This is a genomic window from Yoonia vestfoldensis DSM 16212, from assembly GCF_000382265.1.
Lineage (GTDB): Bacteria > Pseudomonadota > Alphaproteobacteria > Rhodobacterales > Rhodobacteraceae > Yoonia > Yoonia vestfoldensis.
Map to the genome: position 1 here is coordinate 18,360 of NZ_KB907976.1, position 16,084 is coordinate 34,443.

At 61.5% G+C, this 16,084-nt stretch carries 8 protein-coding genes; 2 read left to right on the top strand and 6 right to left on the bottom strand.

The window, feature by feature from the left end:
* Positions 1-6: 6 nt before the first annotated feature.
* Both H147_RS0104800 and H147_RS19345 read left to right on the top strand, forming a co-directional pair.
* On the top strand, positions 7-459 hold the full coding sequence (locus H147_RS0104800) for a thiosulfate oxidation carrier protein SoxY (protein ID WP_019954214.1): 453 nt from the start codon (positions 7-9) through the stop codon (positions 457-459).
* 12 nt (positions 460-471) lie between these two features.
* Positions 472-777 (top strand): thiosulfate oxidation carrier complex protein SoxZ, encoded by a 306-nt coding sequence (locus tag H147_RS19345; protein WP_019954215.1) that lies wholly within the window; start codon positions 472-474, stop codon positions 775-777.
* Positions 778-985: 208 nt separating this feature from the next.
* Here the strand turns inward: H147_RS19345 and H147_RS0104810 are convergent, their stop codons facing one another.
* The 6 genes from H147_RS0104810 to H147_RS0104835 all read right to left on the bottom strand — a co-directional run bounded on the left by H147_RS0104810 (position 986) and on the right by H147_RS0104835 (position 15,675).
* Positions 986-2,644: a BCCT family transporter gene (locus tag H147_RS0104810; RefSeq protein ID WP_019954216.1), complete on the bottom strand. Its 1,659-nt coding sequence runs from the start codon at positions 2,642-2,644 to the stop codon at positions 986-988.
* 77 nt (positions 2,645-2,721) lie between these two features.
* A complete protein-coding gene (locus H147_RS0104815; RefSeq protein WP_019954217.1) occupies positions 2,722-3,225 on the bottom strand; it encodes a RidA family protein in 504 nt (167 codons plus the stop codon).
* On the bottom strand, positions 3,222-3,689 hold the full coding sequence (locus H147_RS19350) for a c-type cytochrome (protein WP_019954218.1): 468 nt from the start codon (positions 3,687-3,689) through the stop codon (positions 3,222-3,224). Before H147_RS19350 ends, H147_RS0104815 begins: the two co-directional genes overlap by 4 nt.
* Positions 3,686-5,239, bottom strand: coding sequence for a flavin monoamine oxidase family protein (locus H147_RS0104825; RefSeq protein ID WP_245541104.1), 1,554 nt, complete (start codon positions 5,237-5,239; stop codon positions 3,686-3,688). Before H147_RS0104825 ends, H147_RS19350 begins: the two co-directional genes overlap by 4 nt.
* A gap of 213 nt (positions 5,240-5,452) precedes the next feature.
* Complete coding sequence (locus tag H147_RS19355; RefSeq protein ID WP_162561632.1) at positions 5,453-9,040, bottom strand: hypothetical protein; 3,588 nt, start codon at positions 9,038-9,040, stop codon at positions 5,453-5,455.
* Positions 9,041-9,051: 11 nt separating this feature from the next.
* Positions 9,052-15,675, bottom strand: a complete 6,624-nt coding sequence (locus H147_RS0104835; protein ID WP_019954221.1) for a CLIPPER-2 domain-containing protein — start codon at positions 15,673-15,675, stop codon at positions 9,052-9,054.
* Between the last annotated feature and the right edge of the window lie 409 nt (positions 15,676-16,084).

Below are 16,084 nucleotides of genomic sequence, written 5' to 3' on the forward strand. Positions count from 1 at the left end.
ACGCTAATGACTGTTGAACGGCGTACATTGATCAAGGGCGCGGCAGCATCTGCCGCGCTCGTTCTGGTCGGCGGGGCACCCCTGCGGGCGGACAATCACAACGGCTGGCAAGGCTGGCGCGACCAGCTTTTGGCGGGGCGCGAGCTATCCGAAGGGACGATCACGCTTGACCTGCCCGCTGTCGCAGAGAACGGCGCGCAGGTACCGCTGACGGTGCAGATCGACAGCCCGATGACGGCGGATGATCATGTCAGCGCGATCCACATCATCGCGACCCGCAACCCCGCACCGCAGATCGGGACGTTCCGGCTGACGCCGCAAATGACCCGTGCCGAGGTCATGACGCGCATCCGCGTTGCCGAGGAACAGGAAATCCTTGTTCTGGCCGAACTGTCGGACGGTCGTGTGTTCCAGCAGACCGCCAGCATCATCGTATCCGTCGGCGGCTGCGCGACATAAGGGAGAAAGATCATGGCTACACCCCGTATCCGCCTGCCCCGTTCCGCCAGTGAAGGCGAAGAAATCGAGGTCCGCACGCTGATCGACCATCCGATGATCACGGCTGTATCGACGTCCGATCCGCGCGACATGCTGGCGACATTCGCTGTCACGATGAACGGCGAAACCGTTTTTACCTATGATTTCGGGAATGGCAGCGCCGCCAACCCGACGTTTACCTTTTACGTGCGTGCGGCGGCTCCGGGCGATTTCAGCTTTGTCTGGACGCATGAGGATGGCACCGAATACCTCGCCGACGAAAGCGTCGCGATCTCCTGATCCATGCGATGTCTGCCCCGTGCGCGGGGCAGATGCCGTGTTTTGTGCGACGTGGGAATCACGTTTTCCCACAACATGCGCGCGATGTTCCTACAACCTGCGCGCGATGCCCCCATTTAACGGGGATTGGACCAGTCCAGACGGTCACCCTGGAACGCGCTGACAGACAGATCGCGTTGCAGGCATGGCTGCCAAGCGGCAGGCGACCTTAGGTGTGCCGATGTTGCCCCTCGCCCGGTGTCGCAGGGTCTTCCGTTTCGAACTCGCTCAGTTCTGGCCGTTTGCCGATGCTGATATGGGCGATATCTTCGGCGGCAAAGCCTTTGATCAGCGCAGGGATCATCATGCAGACCAGCACAAAGATCGGCAGCCCGACCACGGTAATCACCTGTTGCAACGCGACCAGCCCCGCCTCTCCCGCGAGCAGGATCAGCGTCGCGGCAATCGCACCTTCGGCCAGCCCCCAGAACACGCGCTGGCGCACGGGGCCGGGCTTTTGCGTGCCCGTGCACAGCATGTCGACGACCAGTGACGCGGAATCCGACGAGGTCGCGAAAAAGATCGCGACGACGAGCACGGCAAGCCCCTGCATGAACGTGGCCCAAGGCAGTTCTGCGAAAAAAGCAAACATGGCAAGCGGGACCGAATCCGCGACCGCCTGACTGATCATCCCCGCCTCTGCGCCCATGGCAAGGCGCTGCGCCTGACCCAAACCGTCAAGTGCGATGGCCTGCCAGCCGAAGATCGCGAACCAGATGATCGTGAACAGCGACGGGGCCAGCAGCACGCCGAAAACAAATTCGCGGACCGTCCGCCCCCGCGAAATCCGCGCGACGAACAGCCCGATGAACGGTGACCACGTCACGGTCCAGGCCCAGTAGAACACCGTCCAGTCGCCCTGCCATCCCCAGTCGCCGGTGCCCATCTCGCTGCCGTGCAGCATGTCGTTCCAGAACGCCAGTCGGGGCAGGTTCGATAGATACAGGCCGAATGTTTCCACGATGCCGCGCAGCAGGAACAGGGTCGATCCGGTGACAAGCACAAAGATCATCAGCCCGACCGCCATGCCGATATTGATGTTGGACAGGACCCGCACGCCTTTATCCAGACCCGCGACAATCGAAATCGTGGCGACGATGGTCAGCGTGCCAAGAATGGCAAGCCGCAGGCCCGTGTCGTTCGACCAGCCGAACAGGGCCGACAGCCCCGCCGCCACCTGCGACGACCCCAGCCCCAGCGATACCGCCACGCCGAACAGCGTCCCGATGATCGCGGCAATGTCGATGGCCTTGCCGATGGGGCCATAAATGCGGTCGCGCAACAACGGATAGAACACCGAACTGACCCGCACCGGCAGGTCATAGCGGTTGATGAAATAGGCGAATGCCAGTCCGGGCAGCGCAAAGATCGTCCATGTGTGCAGTGCAAGGTGGTAAAGCGAGATCGACACCGCGTCCTGCGCCGCCTCCAGCGTGAAGGGATCGACGCCGGGCAGGGGCGGATTGCTGTAATGGCTGATCGGTTCGGCGACCCCCCAGAACATCAGCACCGTGCCGATCCCGCCCGCGAACAGCATCGTGAACCACGACATGTTGGAGTATTCAGGCCGCGAATCCTTAGCCCCCAGCCGGATATGCCCGTGGCGCGACATCGCGGCATAGATCAGGAACCCCAACCAGACATTCACCCCAAGAATGAAGAACCAGCCAAGGTTGGTGACGATCCAAGCCCGCCCCTGCGCAAAGGCATCCCCGATGGTCTGGGGCGCGGCGGTCAGGGCCACGACGAAAACAAGGCTCAGCCCTGCCGAGAAGAAAAAGATTGTGGGATCGACCCGCAGGCCGAGTCTGTCAGCAAGATTTTTCAATGAATGACCTCTTAATCACGTTGTGGCCGCATGGGCGCGCCATGCAGCCGGAACCGGCGGATGCCGGCGATAATACGTTATTCCGGGGGTCTGACGGCCGTGACCTCGATCTCGACCAGCCATGCCGGGCTGACCAGCCCCGCAACCTCGAACACCGACCGCACCGGCAGGTTCGGCTGGTCCTCAGTCCCGAAGAACCGGGTGTAACCATCCATGAAACCCGCGAAATCCATGCCCTCTGCGCCGTCCGGCGCGACAAGATAGACCTGCATCTTGAACACATCGCCCATCGTCAGGCCCAGATCGGCCAGCGTGGTTCCGATAGATTGCAGCACCGACACTGTCTGTGCTTCCGTATTGCCATAGGCGTCGGGTGATCCCTGTTCGGCGGTTTCGTCGATCACCGATGGCACGGCACCGCTGAGATAGACGACCGTCGCATCAGGCGGGATTTCAACCGCCCGCGCGATGGGAAAGCTGGACCCAGGGATGGCGTGGCGCACCACCTCTTGCGCCTGCGCGCCCAAGGCTAGGGCCATCAGGCCCGCGACCATGCCGTATGTTGCGACCCCGCGCATCATTGGCGGGTCTCCCCGACATCCTCGGCTGTGGCTTCGCCCCATTCACCGTTGAAATCATTGCCGAAACTGGACCGGATATAGTTGACCACATCCGCGACCTGCTGGTCGTCCATGATCCCGCCCAAGGGCGGCATGGCGCCCTGACCTTCGAGGATCAGATAGATCGGATAGGACGGCGCCGCGAGAAGGTCGTTTTCCACCAACGACGGATAGACACCCGCGCCCTGCGCGCCTGCACCATCCGGCATGTGGCAGCCAGCGCAGACGGCACCGTAAACCGCTTCGCCACCCGTCTGCGCAAGGTCGCCGGAACCTGCAAAGTTCAACAGCTCACCCGCGACAGGGTCGAATGTGCGGAATTCGGATGTGCCATCCTGATCTGGCTCTTGCGCGATTGCGGCAAGACCCGTCATGGCGATGGCCACACCGGCCACCAATGTTGTCGTTTTGCTGATCATGGTCATTCTCCTGCTCCGCTGTCGGTCGCGCGGACGTGCAATTGTGCGATGGCGTCAAGCGAGGACAGGATCGCGCCTTCCATCCATGCGGGCAGATAGGACAAGTGTTCGCCCGCCAGCACGATCCGGTCGTCGGGGCCCATTTCGACCACACCGGCATAGTCACGTTCCTTGTCCTGCCAGATGCCGTAGCAGCCCAAAGTCCACGGCACCTTGTGCCAGCTGACGCAGACGCCACTGGAAAATTCTTCCGGGTATTGCGGGTGGATGCGCGATCCGTATTCGACGGCCCAGCGCACCGCCTCGTCGGGCTGCATCGCGTTGAACTGATAGGCGTTGGCGCCCCAGACATAGCCGCCCAGCAGCACGCCCTTGCCGTCCGAAAAGTAATCCGTCGACGGATAGCTGATCAACGAAATCGGCAGATCGGTATAGGTGATGCCGCCATAGATGCTGTCATCCTCTTCCCAGAACCGACGGTTGAATTCGAGCCCGAACTTGATCGCGCCCTCGTAATACATCGTATCGACGACCTGCGCCTTTGCGGACGGCAGGTTGTGGTCCATCTGGCCAAGGATCGAGAACGGGATCGTGCAGACGCACCAATCGGCGGTCATTTCCACAGGATCGCCGCCGTTTTCGCGGTCCTCGTATTGCACCGTCACGGTATCCCCGTTCTGGATCATCGAAATGACACGGGCGTTGTAGGTGATCAGATCATCAACTTCACGCGCAAAGGCCTGCGCGATCATGTCCATCCCGCCGACAGGCTGGAAAATGGCGTTCTGATGGCTGGTGGTTTCAGCCTCGCTCAGCCAGCGCCACAGATCGGATTGCAGCAGCGTCTCGAAATCCATCGGCTCGGATGGAACAGGCGCGCCGTCGCGGCCGCCGCCAGCCTCGCGCGCATAGCCGCGATACTGGCTGGTGCGGTCGCTTTCGACATAGGCGTTGTCGTCGTTCAGATGGCCGAAAGTGCGCAGCGAATTGATCAGAGTCTCGCGGTCGGCTTCGGTGACTTCGGCGTCCAGCATCCCCTGGTTGGTGGCCTTGGCCAGCAATTCGGCAACATGACCGCGGTAGTCGGTGGCAACATGGCGAAAGCGCTGTGGTTCACCGCCAAAAGCATCCGACCGGTGCAGATAGGCATTGTGGTTCTTCTGGATGAAAGGTTCGAGCCTGACGCCCAACCGCTTGCAATAATCCAGAACACCATGGTGGTTATACGGAATCCGCCACGGGCCGGGGTTGATGTAATTGCCATCCTCGAAATCGACGTTCTGGGTTACACCGTCGATGTCGGTATAGGTATCGCCGCTGCGCAGGGTCCAGCACCGGCCCCCAGCCTTTTCGCGATATTCCAGCACCTGCACGTCATAGCCGGCATCGCGCAGTTCCAGCGCGGCGGTCATGCCCGCAAGCCCCGCCCCCAGCACCAGCACGCGGCGACCGTTGGTCGGTTCACCTGTCAGCGAGATGCGGCCCTGATAGGTGGAGTCCTGCGCATGGCCCAAGCTCGCCATCGCGTAATACATCGCTGCGGATCCGGCCGTCATACCGACCGCTCCCAGCAGCTCTCTTCGTGTCATTGTCATTGTCCCGCCTTTTTGCTGCAAAATTGCCGCACATACGGAAGGTCAATTCGACGTGAGCGGAATTGTTCCAGGAAACTTCATGCAAGACGTGCAAGCACTTGATGTTGAACACGCATCTGCTGGCGTCAACATTGGGTGATCAGGCCGCGTCAACGCGCGGCCTGCACCCCATTTTCAGAATTTTCCGACAAGGTTCAGGAAAACCCCCTGGCCGTCATAGTCCAGATCCGTCTCTTCGGCGGACACTGCACCCCATTCATACCCCACACCGACTTTGACGTTGTCGTTGATGTGGCGGTAGACGCCCAGCAAGGCCCCGGTTTCGGCGATGTCGGTTTCGGCGGTAAAGGACACGCGGCCTTCGGCCATGATGTCCCACTGATCCACGACATGCCAATCGGCGCGCAGGATCGCGAGGCTGGCGGTATTGGCCGTGAAATCATCCGACCCGCGGTCTGCGATTTCGCTGACGCGATGCGCGAACTTGCCGCCAAGGGTCAGGTGCCGGTTCAGGTCATAGCTGCCCGACACGGCCAGCACGGCGCTGCGCTGCTGCGGCCCTTCGCTGTTGCCATTTGCATCGACCTGATCCTCGCCGGGTAGATCGTTCAGCGCGGTGACGCGGACCAGCAGGTTCAGCCGTTCGTTGTCGATCGGCCGGTAGGCATAGCCCAGCGAGGCGCGCAGATATTCGCCATCGCGGAAATCGCCTGTCGCGCTGTCGGAATAAAGCGCGTCAAGATTGGCCAGAACGCGCCAGTCCTGCGCGACCTTGTTGCTGTAGCCTGCCGTCAGGCCGATCGTCTCACGGTCCTGCGCATCGCCGGCCCCGTCTTCGGTGCGGTATTCCAGACGACCACGGATCGACAGATCCTCGTCGCGAGAATAGGCCGCGCCGATAGAAAACGCGGTGCGGTCGAAATCGCCTGTCGCGCTGTCGCGGATCGTGCCGGTTTCCATGCCAAGACTGTAGGTCAGCACGTCAGTCGGGCTGTAGGTCACGCCGTAGGCCTGCGTCAGCGACCGCTGGTTGCCGGGCATGTCATAGATGTTTTCGGCATAGGTGGAAACGGTATCGGACTGCCGGAACCGACCACCCAGCACCACGCGGCCATGATCGGACAGCGCATCGCCCGCATTCGCGCGCGTCGGGTCCAGCGTGTAGCCCAGATAGATCTCGTTATCGGCGCTTGGCGTATAGGACAGTTGCAGCTTGCCCGCGACACCTGTGTCGCCGTCCGAGATTTCGCCCGCCATCGTGAGATTGTCGGTGACCCGCAGATCAGCGCCAAAGCCAAGGCGGTTGTTGTCGGACAGCCCGCCACCCACATCGACAGTCGCCTGCCCAAAGACATAGACCGACAGGTCGTCGGACGGGCTATAGGACAGTTTCAGCCCCAGATCGGTCCGGTCGCCAGTTTCAGCCGGATCGCCGGGGGTCGCCTTGTCAGTGACCTGCACGCCTGCTTCGACGGTCCAGACATCGGTCAATGCATAACCGACCGAGACTTCGGCTTCGGTCTTTTCCTCGCCGCCGTCTTTTGTGAAGTGGGTCGTATCAAGCGCCAGCGAAAGCCGGTCGGTCACATCGACACGCGCGTCCAGGCCAAGAAGGGTCTGATCCTCGGTGATGTCTTCGTTCAGCGTGCTAAAGCCTGCGTCTTTTTGTTCATAGCGCAGGCCGATCGCGCCGTCGCGGTCCATCCCAAGTTCGCGCAGGTCAAGCAGCGAAGTGAACCGCACCGCCTGCGCTGCATCATTCGTGGCACCGCCCGTCGAGGCGATGGTCAGGCCGCCATCCTGCGACACCGACCGCGTGAAGCCCGGACCGTCAGTGCGGGCGATCTCCAGTTCCGCATGGCTGGTCTCGCCCAGCCGATAGCGCAGGTCGATCGCGGCAACGCGCTGATCCGCGCCACCCGAGGCGGTTTCGGACATCACGCTGCCACCAAGGCGCAGATCGTCGGTGACCCAGACCTCGGCACGGCCGCCAAAGGCGTTGGCATCGCTCAGACCGTCCGTTGGGGTGTATTCGTACTGGACCACCAGATTGACATTGTTGTCGCCTGCGCCGCTATTGACCAGACCGCCATCGCCTGCGCTGCCTGTCAGGGGGGCCGTCAGGATGATCACGCCCTGAATGTGGTCGACACGGTAATCCGTGCCTTCGGTCAACAGGCGGGTGCCAATGACAAAGCCTGTGTCGGGGTCGATTTCCTGCACCGTCACCGTCGTCGAACCGCCGGTGATATCCTGCCGCGTCAGGAAATAGACCGACCCGCCGGTGCCGCGCAGGATATCCCGCTGTGCGGCAGTTTCGAGCTGGGCGGCATAGGCCATCGCGCTGAGACGCGGCTCTCCGTGGCTGGTCACGTCGGGCGAGCGGTACTGCGCCTCGACGCCGTAAAGATCACGCGCGTTGTTGATCAGGCCGGGCCCGGCGATGCCGGTGCGGAAATTGCCCAGCGTGAACCGCGAGGTTTCGTTTTCGGCGCGCAGATAGATCGCGCCCGATGTGGGCGTGTCGTCGTAATAGCTGCTGTCGTCGCCATAGGTCGGGAACAGGTCGGTGCCATCGGACCGGATCCGGTCGATCACGCGGCGCGGGTCCTTGTCATTCAGCCGCGAGAACATGTCCTCGATCGGGCCGTTGCGGGTATCGGCCGAAGAGGTGATCGTCCAGCCGCGTTCGGTCGTGCCCTTGGCATAGAAGGCAAGGCGGCCGTTGGTATAGCTTTGCCAATCCTCGTCATTGGCCCCGCCTTCGCGCAGGCCAAGTGTCAGATCGGCGATGCCGACATAGAACCATTCGGACCGCGGAATTTCCACGTCGCGCACGTAATCGCGGCCGTTGACGTTCACCGTCACGATCTGGTCGCCCGGCGGCACGACGCGGCTGACGACAAAGCGGCCGTTCGGATCGACCGGCACGGCTTCGCCCATCACGGTCACGCGGCTGCCGGGTGTGGCGGTGCCCGACGTCGTGATCACGCCGCCCCGCACGGGGATGCCGCGCCGTCCGGTGTTGTCGTCGCCTTCGCCGATCGCGGGAAACGGCGCAGCACCCGTTGTGTCGGCGATCACGCTGCTTTCAGTGCGGGACAGGATCAAGGGGCGGGTTTCGTCGAACCGGCCCGCTGCATCATAGACGCGCAGCGCATAGGTCAGGTCGCTGCCGGTGTCAGCAGGCATGACGAAATCCGCCGTACCATTGGGTGCTACCGGCAGCTGCGCCACGACCGGCGCGCCGCTGCGGCTGCGGTCGCGGACCACGATTTCGGCACGGGTGATATAGCCGGGATAATTGGTCGAGGACCGGAACGTCACCGTCTCGCCCGCGCGGAAGGTGCTACGGCCGTCGGGGATGCCGAGGTTCAGCAGACGGCGGGTATCGAGCCCGTCGAACCTGACGTCGATATCGGCCAGCGTATTGACCAGATCACTGGTGCGTTGGGGCACGTTGATCACCGGCGCACCTGCGATGGTGCGGTTGTCGATCGAGATCGAGAACCCTTCGGCACCGAACCCGCCCACAGGCACATTGCGCAGGATTTCGGTATTCGCCTGCACCGGCACGGCGACCGACACACCGGCATTCGGTGCGACACATCCGGCGGCAAGCGGGACAATTGTAGGGTCGCAAACCTGTGCCGCAACCGGCAAAGCACCCAGAGCAAGCGACGCGAATCCGGCAAGCGCAGTCGTCTGCAGCAACCCGGGACGGCGCGAAAGACCGTTCACCATTGAAAAATACGCCTTCATCTAAAGGTTCCTTACTCGCCCGCGCGCACGATTGTCTGTTCGATCCGCAAGCGGACCTGTCCGATCTCGCGCCAGTCGCGCGTGACCTGTTCCTCGACAAGGTCTGACAGGTCGCGCGCCAGCGCCACGTCTGCGGATTGCGCCGATTGCGGCAGATGGAAGGCCAGCACCATCGTGCTTGGCGTGCCGGCAATCTGTTGCAGGGCCGCGCGCAGACCGTCACGGAGCGGTATCGACATCGTCATCCCCTCGGCGCCCTGCACAAAGGACGCGGTGGTCAGATCGACACGCACGACCGGCAAGGTGGCGGTGGCGCCAAAGTTCATTTCTGTCATCATGCCGGGGGTGACACGCATGACACGGGGATTTTCCGTGGTCATCCGGTAGCCCGCAGGCAAGGACCGGTCATCCACCTTGAGAATGAAATTCTCGCCGCCGTTTGCGGGCAGGGCTGCGCAAGGCACGGAATAAAGCCCGTTTTCATCGGTCGTGATGATCGTGCCGTCGACGGTCGCCAGACGCACGCCGGGGATACCGGCCTCGGGGCGGATCTCGGCGGCGATCGTATCCACCTTGCCCTTGCCGCCGTTATAGGTCTGGTCGGTGATGGCGATCCGGTCCACCTCGCTTGGTGCCTCCTGATAGCCGTTGCCGTTCACGTCATCGAAAACCTTTCCGATGATGTCGACGCATTGGAACAGGGCATCCACCGGCACGGTCACGGTCGCCGTGGCATCAGGGACGATAGCGCGGCCCGTTTCGGGGTCGATCAAGGAAACGCGGTTCACGAATTCCCCGCCGCTGGCACTGTTGAGGATGCGCGCGGACAAGGTGACTTCGGTCGTGCCAAGTGCCGGCACGATGACATCCGACCAGGTGACGCGCCCTGCGGTAAAGATCACATCCACCGCCTCGCCGTCGATCGTGGCGCTGCCGGGGATAAAGACCAGCCCGCTGGGCAGGGTGTCGACGATATCGACCGGCCCGACGGTAAAGATGTTGTCGTTCGTGACGGTGATCGTGTAGGGCACCGCGCTACCGCGCTGCACGACCGCATTCGGTGTCGTCTTGGTCAGCGTCACGCCCTCAAGTCCGATAGCCGGATCAAGGATCAGGACCGTCGGATCATCACCAAGCGGATTCGCGCTGTCGGAGATGTCCGATACCTCACGCGGTGTGCCGTTCGGGCCGGACCCGGACAGTCCGGTCCCGAAAGCGATGGCGGTGTTGGAAACGCCACCCGCGTTCACGGCCTGCACGTCGATCACGAAAGTCGCCGTATAGGTGGCGATTTCACCGACCAAAAGACGGCCCTCGGGCGAGGATTGGTCCGCCGATACGAAATCGGGGCCTGTTGTCAGGGTCAGCGGCGCGCCGTTCAGGTCGGTCAGCGTATCGACCACGCGCACCTCGGTCAGGGGTACGTTGCCGGTGTTTTCGACGGTGATCGTATAGACCACCTCTTCGCCGATGCTGTCAGGGGTGTCGGGATTGTTGACGAATTCCAGTGTCTTGACCGTGCGGATCGCAGGTGCGCGTTCAAGCTCGGTCACGGTTTCGTCGTCCGTGGTGCCGGTCGTGCCGCTGGTGTCGGTGACGACCGTATCATTCGGGTCGGTCCCGGTCACCAGTGCGGTGTTGCGCACTTCGCCCACGACGATGTCATCGCCGGTGATGACATAGCTGGCCGAATAGGCATCGGTGTTGATGGCACCGGGTTCCATCACGGCAATCGGATCGCCGACAAGAACGACCCCGGCCACATCGTCCGTCAGGGTCACATCGCGCAGCGTCACGTTGCCGGTGTTCTGGATGGTAAAGCTGTACCGGATCGTGTCACCGATCTGGGTCGGGGATTGGACCTCTGTCAGATCAGCCGTCTTGATCAAGGTAATGGCGGGTTCCGGCACCAGAGCAGTCTGCGTCGGCGTATCGTTGTTGAAAGCCGTCCCGCTGAGGTCGGTCACAACCTCCCCGAACGGATCGGTGCCGGTGACGCGGGCGCTGTTTTCCACCTCGCCTGCGTCCACATCCCCAAGGGTCAGCGGATAGGTGGCGGTGATGTCGGTGCTGTTCTCTTGGCCGGGGTCAAGCGAGGCGATGCTGCCGGCAACGGTCGCGCCGATCAGCAATTCCTCGACCGTGATGTTGGTCAGGGTCACATCGCCCGTGTTGCGCACGGTAAAGCGGTAGGTGACGACATCGTCCGTCTCGACGGGGGTATCAAGGGCCGACAGGTCGGCAATCTTGATCAGCGCGATGCCAGGGGCCACCATCGGATTGAGCGGGGTCGGATCGTTCTCGCGCGCATCGTCGGCGCGGTCGTTGCCATTCGGATCAGGGTTCACGCCGTTGTCGGACAGATCACGCAAGAGCGCATTGTCGACCGAGGTCTGGCCAGAGATCTCGCCCACGCCGATCACGGTCGCCTGATTCTCGAACCCGCCCGCTTGCTGCGCCGTGGTCGGATAGACCCGCAGCCCGAACGACACAGTGCAGGTCGCCCCGATCGCCAGCGTGCCACCCGAGGTCAGCGTCAGGTCGCCGCTGCCGTTGAAGACGCTATTGAGCGTGCCACAAGAGCCGGAAGGCACGGCCGTGATCGTGTATTGCCCCTGCTGCATGGGATCGGTCAGCGGATTGGCAAGCGCGACGTAGGTGCCGAACAAAGGTGCGCCCCCTGCAAGTGGGTCGGTCACAGTGACGCTGTTCAGCGGCTCAAGGCTGAAATTCTCGACCACCATGTCGAAGGTCGCATTGAAGGTGCCGTCGATGTTCTGGCTGGTGATCGCCCCCGATTTGGCGATGCCGATGCGCGCCTGCGGGATCACGGGAAACAGGTTGTCTACGTTGTCGGTGTTGCCGGGAAGGCTGATGGCGCTGATCGCATTGCCGGGGCCGGTCGTGCCGGTCTGCACGCCGCCATTGTTGCCGGGCGTGATCGTGCCATCAACAAGATAGGCTTCATTCACCGCCCCGCGCGTCAGGGCATAGGTGCCAGCAGGCAGGAACGGGAACAGAAAATCGCCATTTGTATTGGTGTTGAAAGTGCGGTCAAAGGTCTGCAACCCATCGGTCGAAGCCCCCGTCAACCTGACGGGCACCCCAGCGATCGGCGTGTCACCGGTTGTGGGCTGGCTATCGTCCTCGAAATCGCGGAACACATTGCCCGAGATGGACGAGGACAGAACGTCGACGGTCGCAGTGTTCTGGTTATTGCCCGATACGGAATCGAACGATGTCGTCCTCACCTGCGCCGTATTTGCGAACCTCTGGGGCTCGGACGTGACACTGTTCACACGGACAGGAATCGTGATGTCCACCGCACTCCCCGGCTGCATCGTGCCAAAGTCGCAGGCGATGGCGCGCGTGCCCGGCGCACCTGTGCAGGAATTGAGCCCAGGCGCCGCACCGAGGGCTGATGCAGCGACAGGCGTGGACACGAGTTCCATGCCGACAGGCAGTGTATCGGTAAAGCGGACGCCGTCAGCCTCCGAGACCTGTGGCGATGCGGGTGCGACCCCGACCCGGACGATCCAGTTGAACACATCGCGCACGTTGACGACAGCCGGCTCTGCCCGCTTGGATACGAAGACATCCGTGCGGGTGCGGACCGTCGTTCCGTCTTCGGTGGCGTTGTTGGCGGCAAGACGGTCGTAACCGTTGTCAATCTCGAACGACCGGATCGACACGCCGTTGCGAACCGTGCCCTTGGCTGTGCCCGTCCCTGTATAAAGGATGTCAAAGCTCTGCCCTGCCGGCAAATTTGGGAAACGGCAAATGATGGTTGCGCCGAATGACCGTGGATCCGTGTCCGCAACCTGAATACCCGGCACCGGATCGCAGGTGCCGCCGGCAGGTGGCGTGACGGCGCGCAGGCTGATCAGGCTGGCGGGCCAGGTATCGGTGACGACGATATTTTCGGATGCCGATGGGCCATCATTGGTGACTGTGACTCTATAGACGACATTGTCGCCGACGGTCAGCGGATCACGATCATCCGACTTGTTGACAAGCAGATCGACGTCAGGAATGCGGACATTCGTCGCCACCTGCGCGGCATTGTTGTCAAGATTTGTCTCGATCGTTGTTGTTGCGACCGTGACCGCATTGACCAACGTTTGTCCAATCGCTGCGTTGGTCGGTTGCACGACGATATTCACGTTGCGCTGGGCATTGGGCTGAATTGTGCCAAGGTTGCAGACGATCTCGGTGGTGCTTGGATCGGACGTCACCGTGCCAGGCTGCGGCGTGGTGCAGGACCCGCCGTTGACAGCGGTCGCCGAGACAAAACGGACATTCGGCGGCAGACGGTCAGTGATGGTGACGTTCTCTGCCCGGCTCAGCCCGACGTTGGCGTTGCGCGCCGACACGGTATACTGCAGATTTTGCCCTGCCGCGACGGTGCCCACGGCCGTCTTGGTGACGGTGACATCGGCGCGGCGTTCCATCGTGTAATTGACGGTGCTGTCGTTGTTCACAAGGTTGGGGTCGGGCGTGGTTTGCGAAATCGCGCGTGCCGTGTTGCTGCGGGCGATCGGATTCGTATTTGCGCCGTCGCGCCCGGGCACGATGGTCAGTCCGATGACCGGACAAGCAACCGATGGATTTCCCGTTGGCCCACAAGGTGGCACCGAGACAACGTTACATGTCAGCGTCCGCGAAGACCCGCTGCCCGATTGGGTGCAGGTGCCGGATGGCGTGTTTGCATAGGTGACCACAAAGGCATTCGCGCCGTTTTGCAGGTTGTCGACAACGTCGGTCACGCGCACGTCACCCGCAGCTTGCGGGCCGTTATTGCGGATTTCGATATTGAAGCTAAAAGGCTGCCCGGCAATCGCCTCTGACCCTGCGGCAAGCGACTTGATGGCCTGAATATCCGCAGAATCACCATTGGCGACAGCCGTTACCGTCACACTTGCAGTGTTGTTGGGAACCTCGGTATCGTCGATTTCCGGAACGCCGGACGACACCACAACCGTGTTCCTCGGGCTACCTGCGGCGGTCACGAGGGTGTTGAAGCTGATGTTCGGCGTATTTGTCGCCGCTGCCAGAGGCGTTGTCGCATAATTGAAAACGCAGACGAAAACGGCTGGACCTGCAACGGGAAATGCCGGGCTCGCACCGTTGACGGTGCAAACGGCACCCCGCGTGTTCAGGCTGGTGACCGTCAGGCCAGCAGGGATCGTGTCGGTGAGGGTCAACGCACCTGTGAATGCCGCGTTCCCGCCGTTTCGTGCGCTGATGTTGAACTGATAGGTGTTGCCAACCACCGCAAGCGCGGGGCTCGGTCCGGTCTTGCGCGCCTGCAGATCGACGACAGGTGCCTGCGCAGTCAGTGCGGTGTCGCTGCTGGTATTGTTGGCGAGGTTGATGTCCTGACCGCTCGTCGCAATCGTTGCAGTGTTCCGGATGTTCGACCCCGGTGCCACAAGCCGCGCGACGATGCTGATATTGCCGAGACTTTGCGCCTGTGAGTCGTCGTTGGTGCCTCCGCCCGGCTGTGTACATGTCACGGTCTGGGTGGTGAAAGGTGCATCGGTACAGCCATAGGTCGCGCTGCTGACCGAGATGATTTCATAATTGGCAGGCAGCGTGTCGGTGACGACGATATCCGTGGGCGGATTGCCCACAAACCCCGTCGCAAGGGTGAATGTGACGGTGTCACCAACCAGCAATGTCGCTGTCTGAGGGCTGCGCGATTTGGTGATGAACGTATCCGTTCCCGCCGTCACCACGATGTTCAGCAGATCGTCGTCATTGTCGGCGTTTGGATCCAGAGGTGACGTACCCGACACCTGCCCGCTAATGGTGATCTCGGACGGACCACTGACGGCAACCTGGCCACGAAACGTCAATCGGGTCGCCGCGCCTTGCGACGGGATCGGTGTGTTGATCTGGCAAATATAATTGCCCCCGGACAGGTTGCATCCTGCAGGGGCAGCGATATTGATGACGCCCGCCGGTGCGGGAAGTGTCACCGTATAGCTGGTTGCGGTGTTCGGGCCGATGTTCCGTATATCCACGAACCAGTCAAAGGTCGCGCCTGCCGAAACACTGGGCGAGGGTGTCGACACATCAATCTCAAGATCGATCCCTTGATTGATCGTCAGGGTTTCCGTCAGTGAATTGTTGTCGTCATTGGCGTCACCCTGATCGTTCGGCACTGTCGGTTCCAATATCAGGACAGTCGCAGCCCGTGTCTGAAAGTCGAAAATGACCTGTGCGGAATTTGCCGGGCTTTCAAACGTCTCCCTGCCGGGAATAGCAGGAACATCACAGGAAATGACCGTGCCGCCCGCGACCGGAAACGATGAAGGTTGGCAGTTTGTGATCGTGCCACTTGCCCCGACAAGGGACACAGACCCGATCGCATCCACGGGCACAGTCGGATTTGGCACGACGATCGAGAGGGTCGTCCCCGGCGCGTCGAGTGTGCTGTCGTTGGACACTGTCACCGCGATACGCACGACTGACCCGGCGGGCGATGGGTCATACGCGACCCCATCGACGACCTCGTCGATATCGACCAGCCAATCCCATTGGGTTTCTTGAGCTTGCGCGTTTTCGGCGGATGTCGTGACAGCAAAAATGGACAGCAGAGAAGCTGCAACCAGACGGCGCAAAATCAGCATACTCGTTACTCACACAAAACGCCATCATCCGGGATGGCGTACAACTTCAGTCAAGTTGAGTGAGTAGTGGTTTCGAAGTCAGCAGTAAACCTGTCCTTTTAGGTAGTGATAAATTATTGGAACAAATAAAAGTCATTATTCTGCCTTGGATTGAAAAAAGCCACGTCTTGCGGAATGTCGCCCCGCGATATGCGCAAAAAATCGACGCAACCATATGAAAACAAACTTCTTTCTGGCCCAAAACGACCTGTTCTGCGACACACCGCACGGTAGCATCAACCGATGCGTTTCGCGCAATCAGGAAAAGACTAGGTGAGTCTTGATCAATCAAAACGCCAAAACGATCCGATTGCAGCGCTGACGTCAACAATGACCATTTTGTGAAAATGACGACCCGGCGCGATTAGCC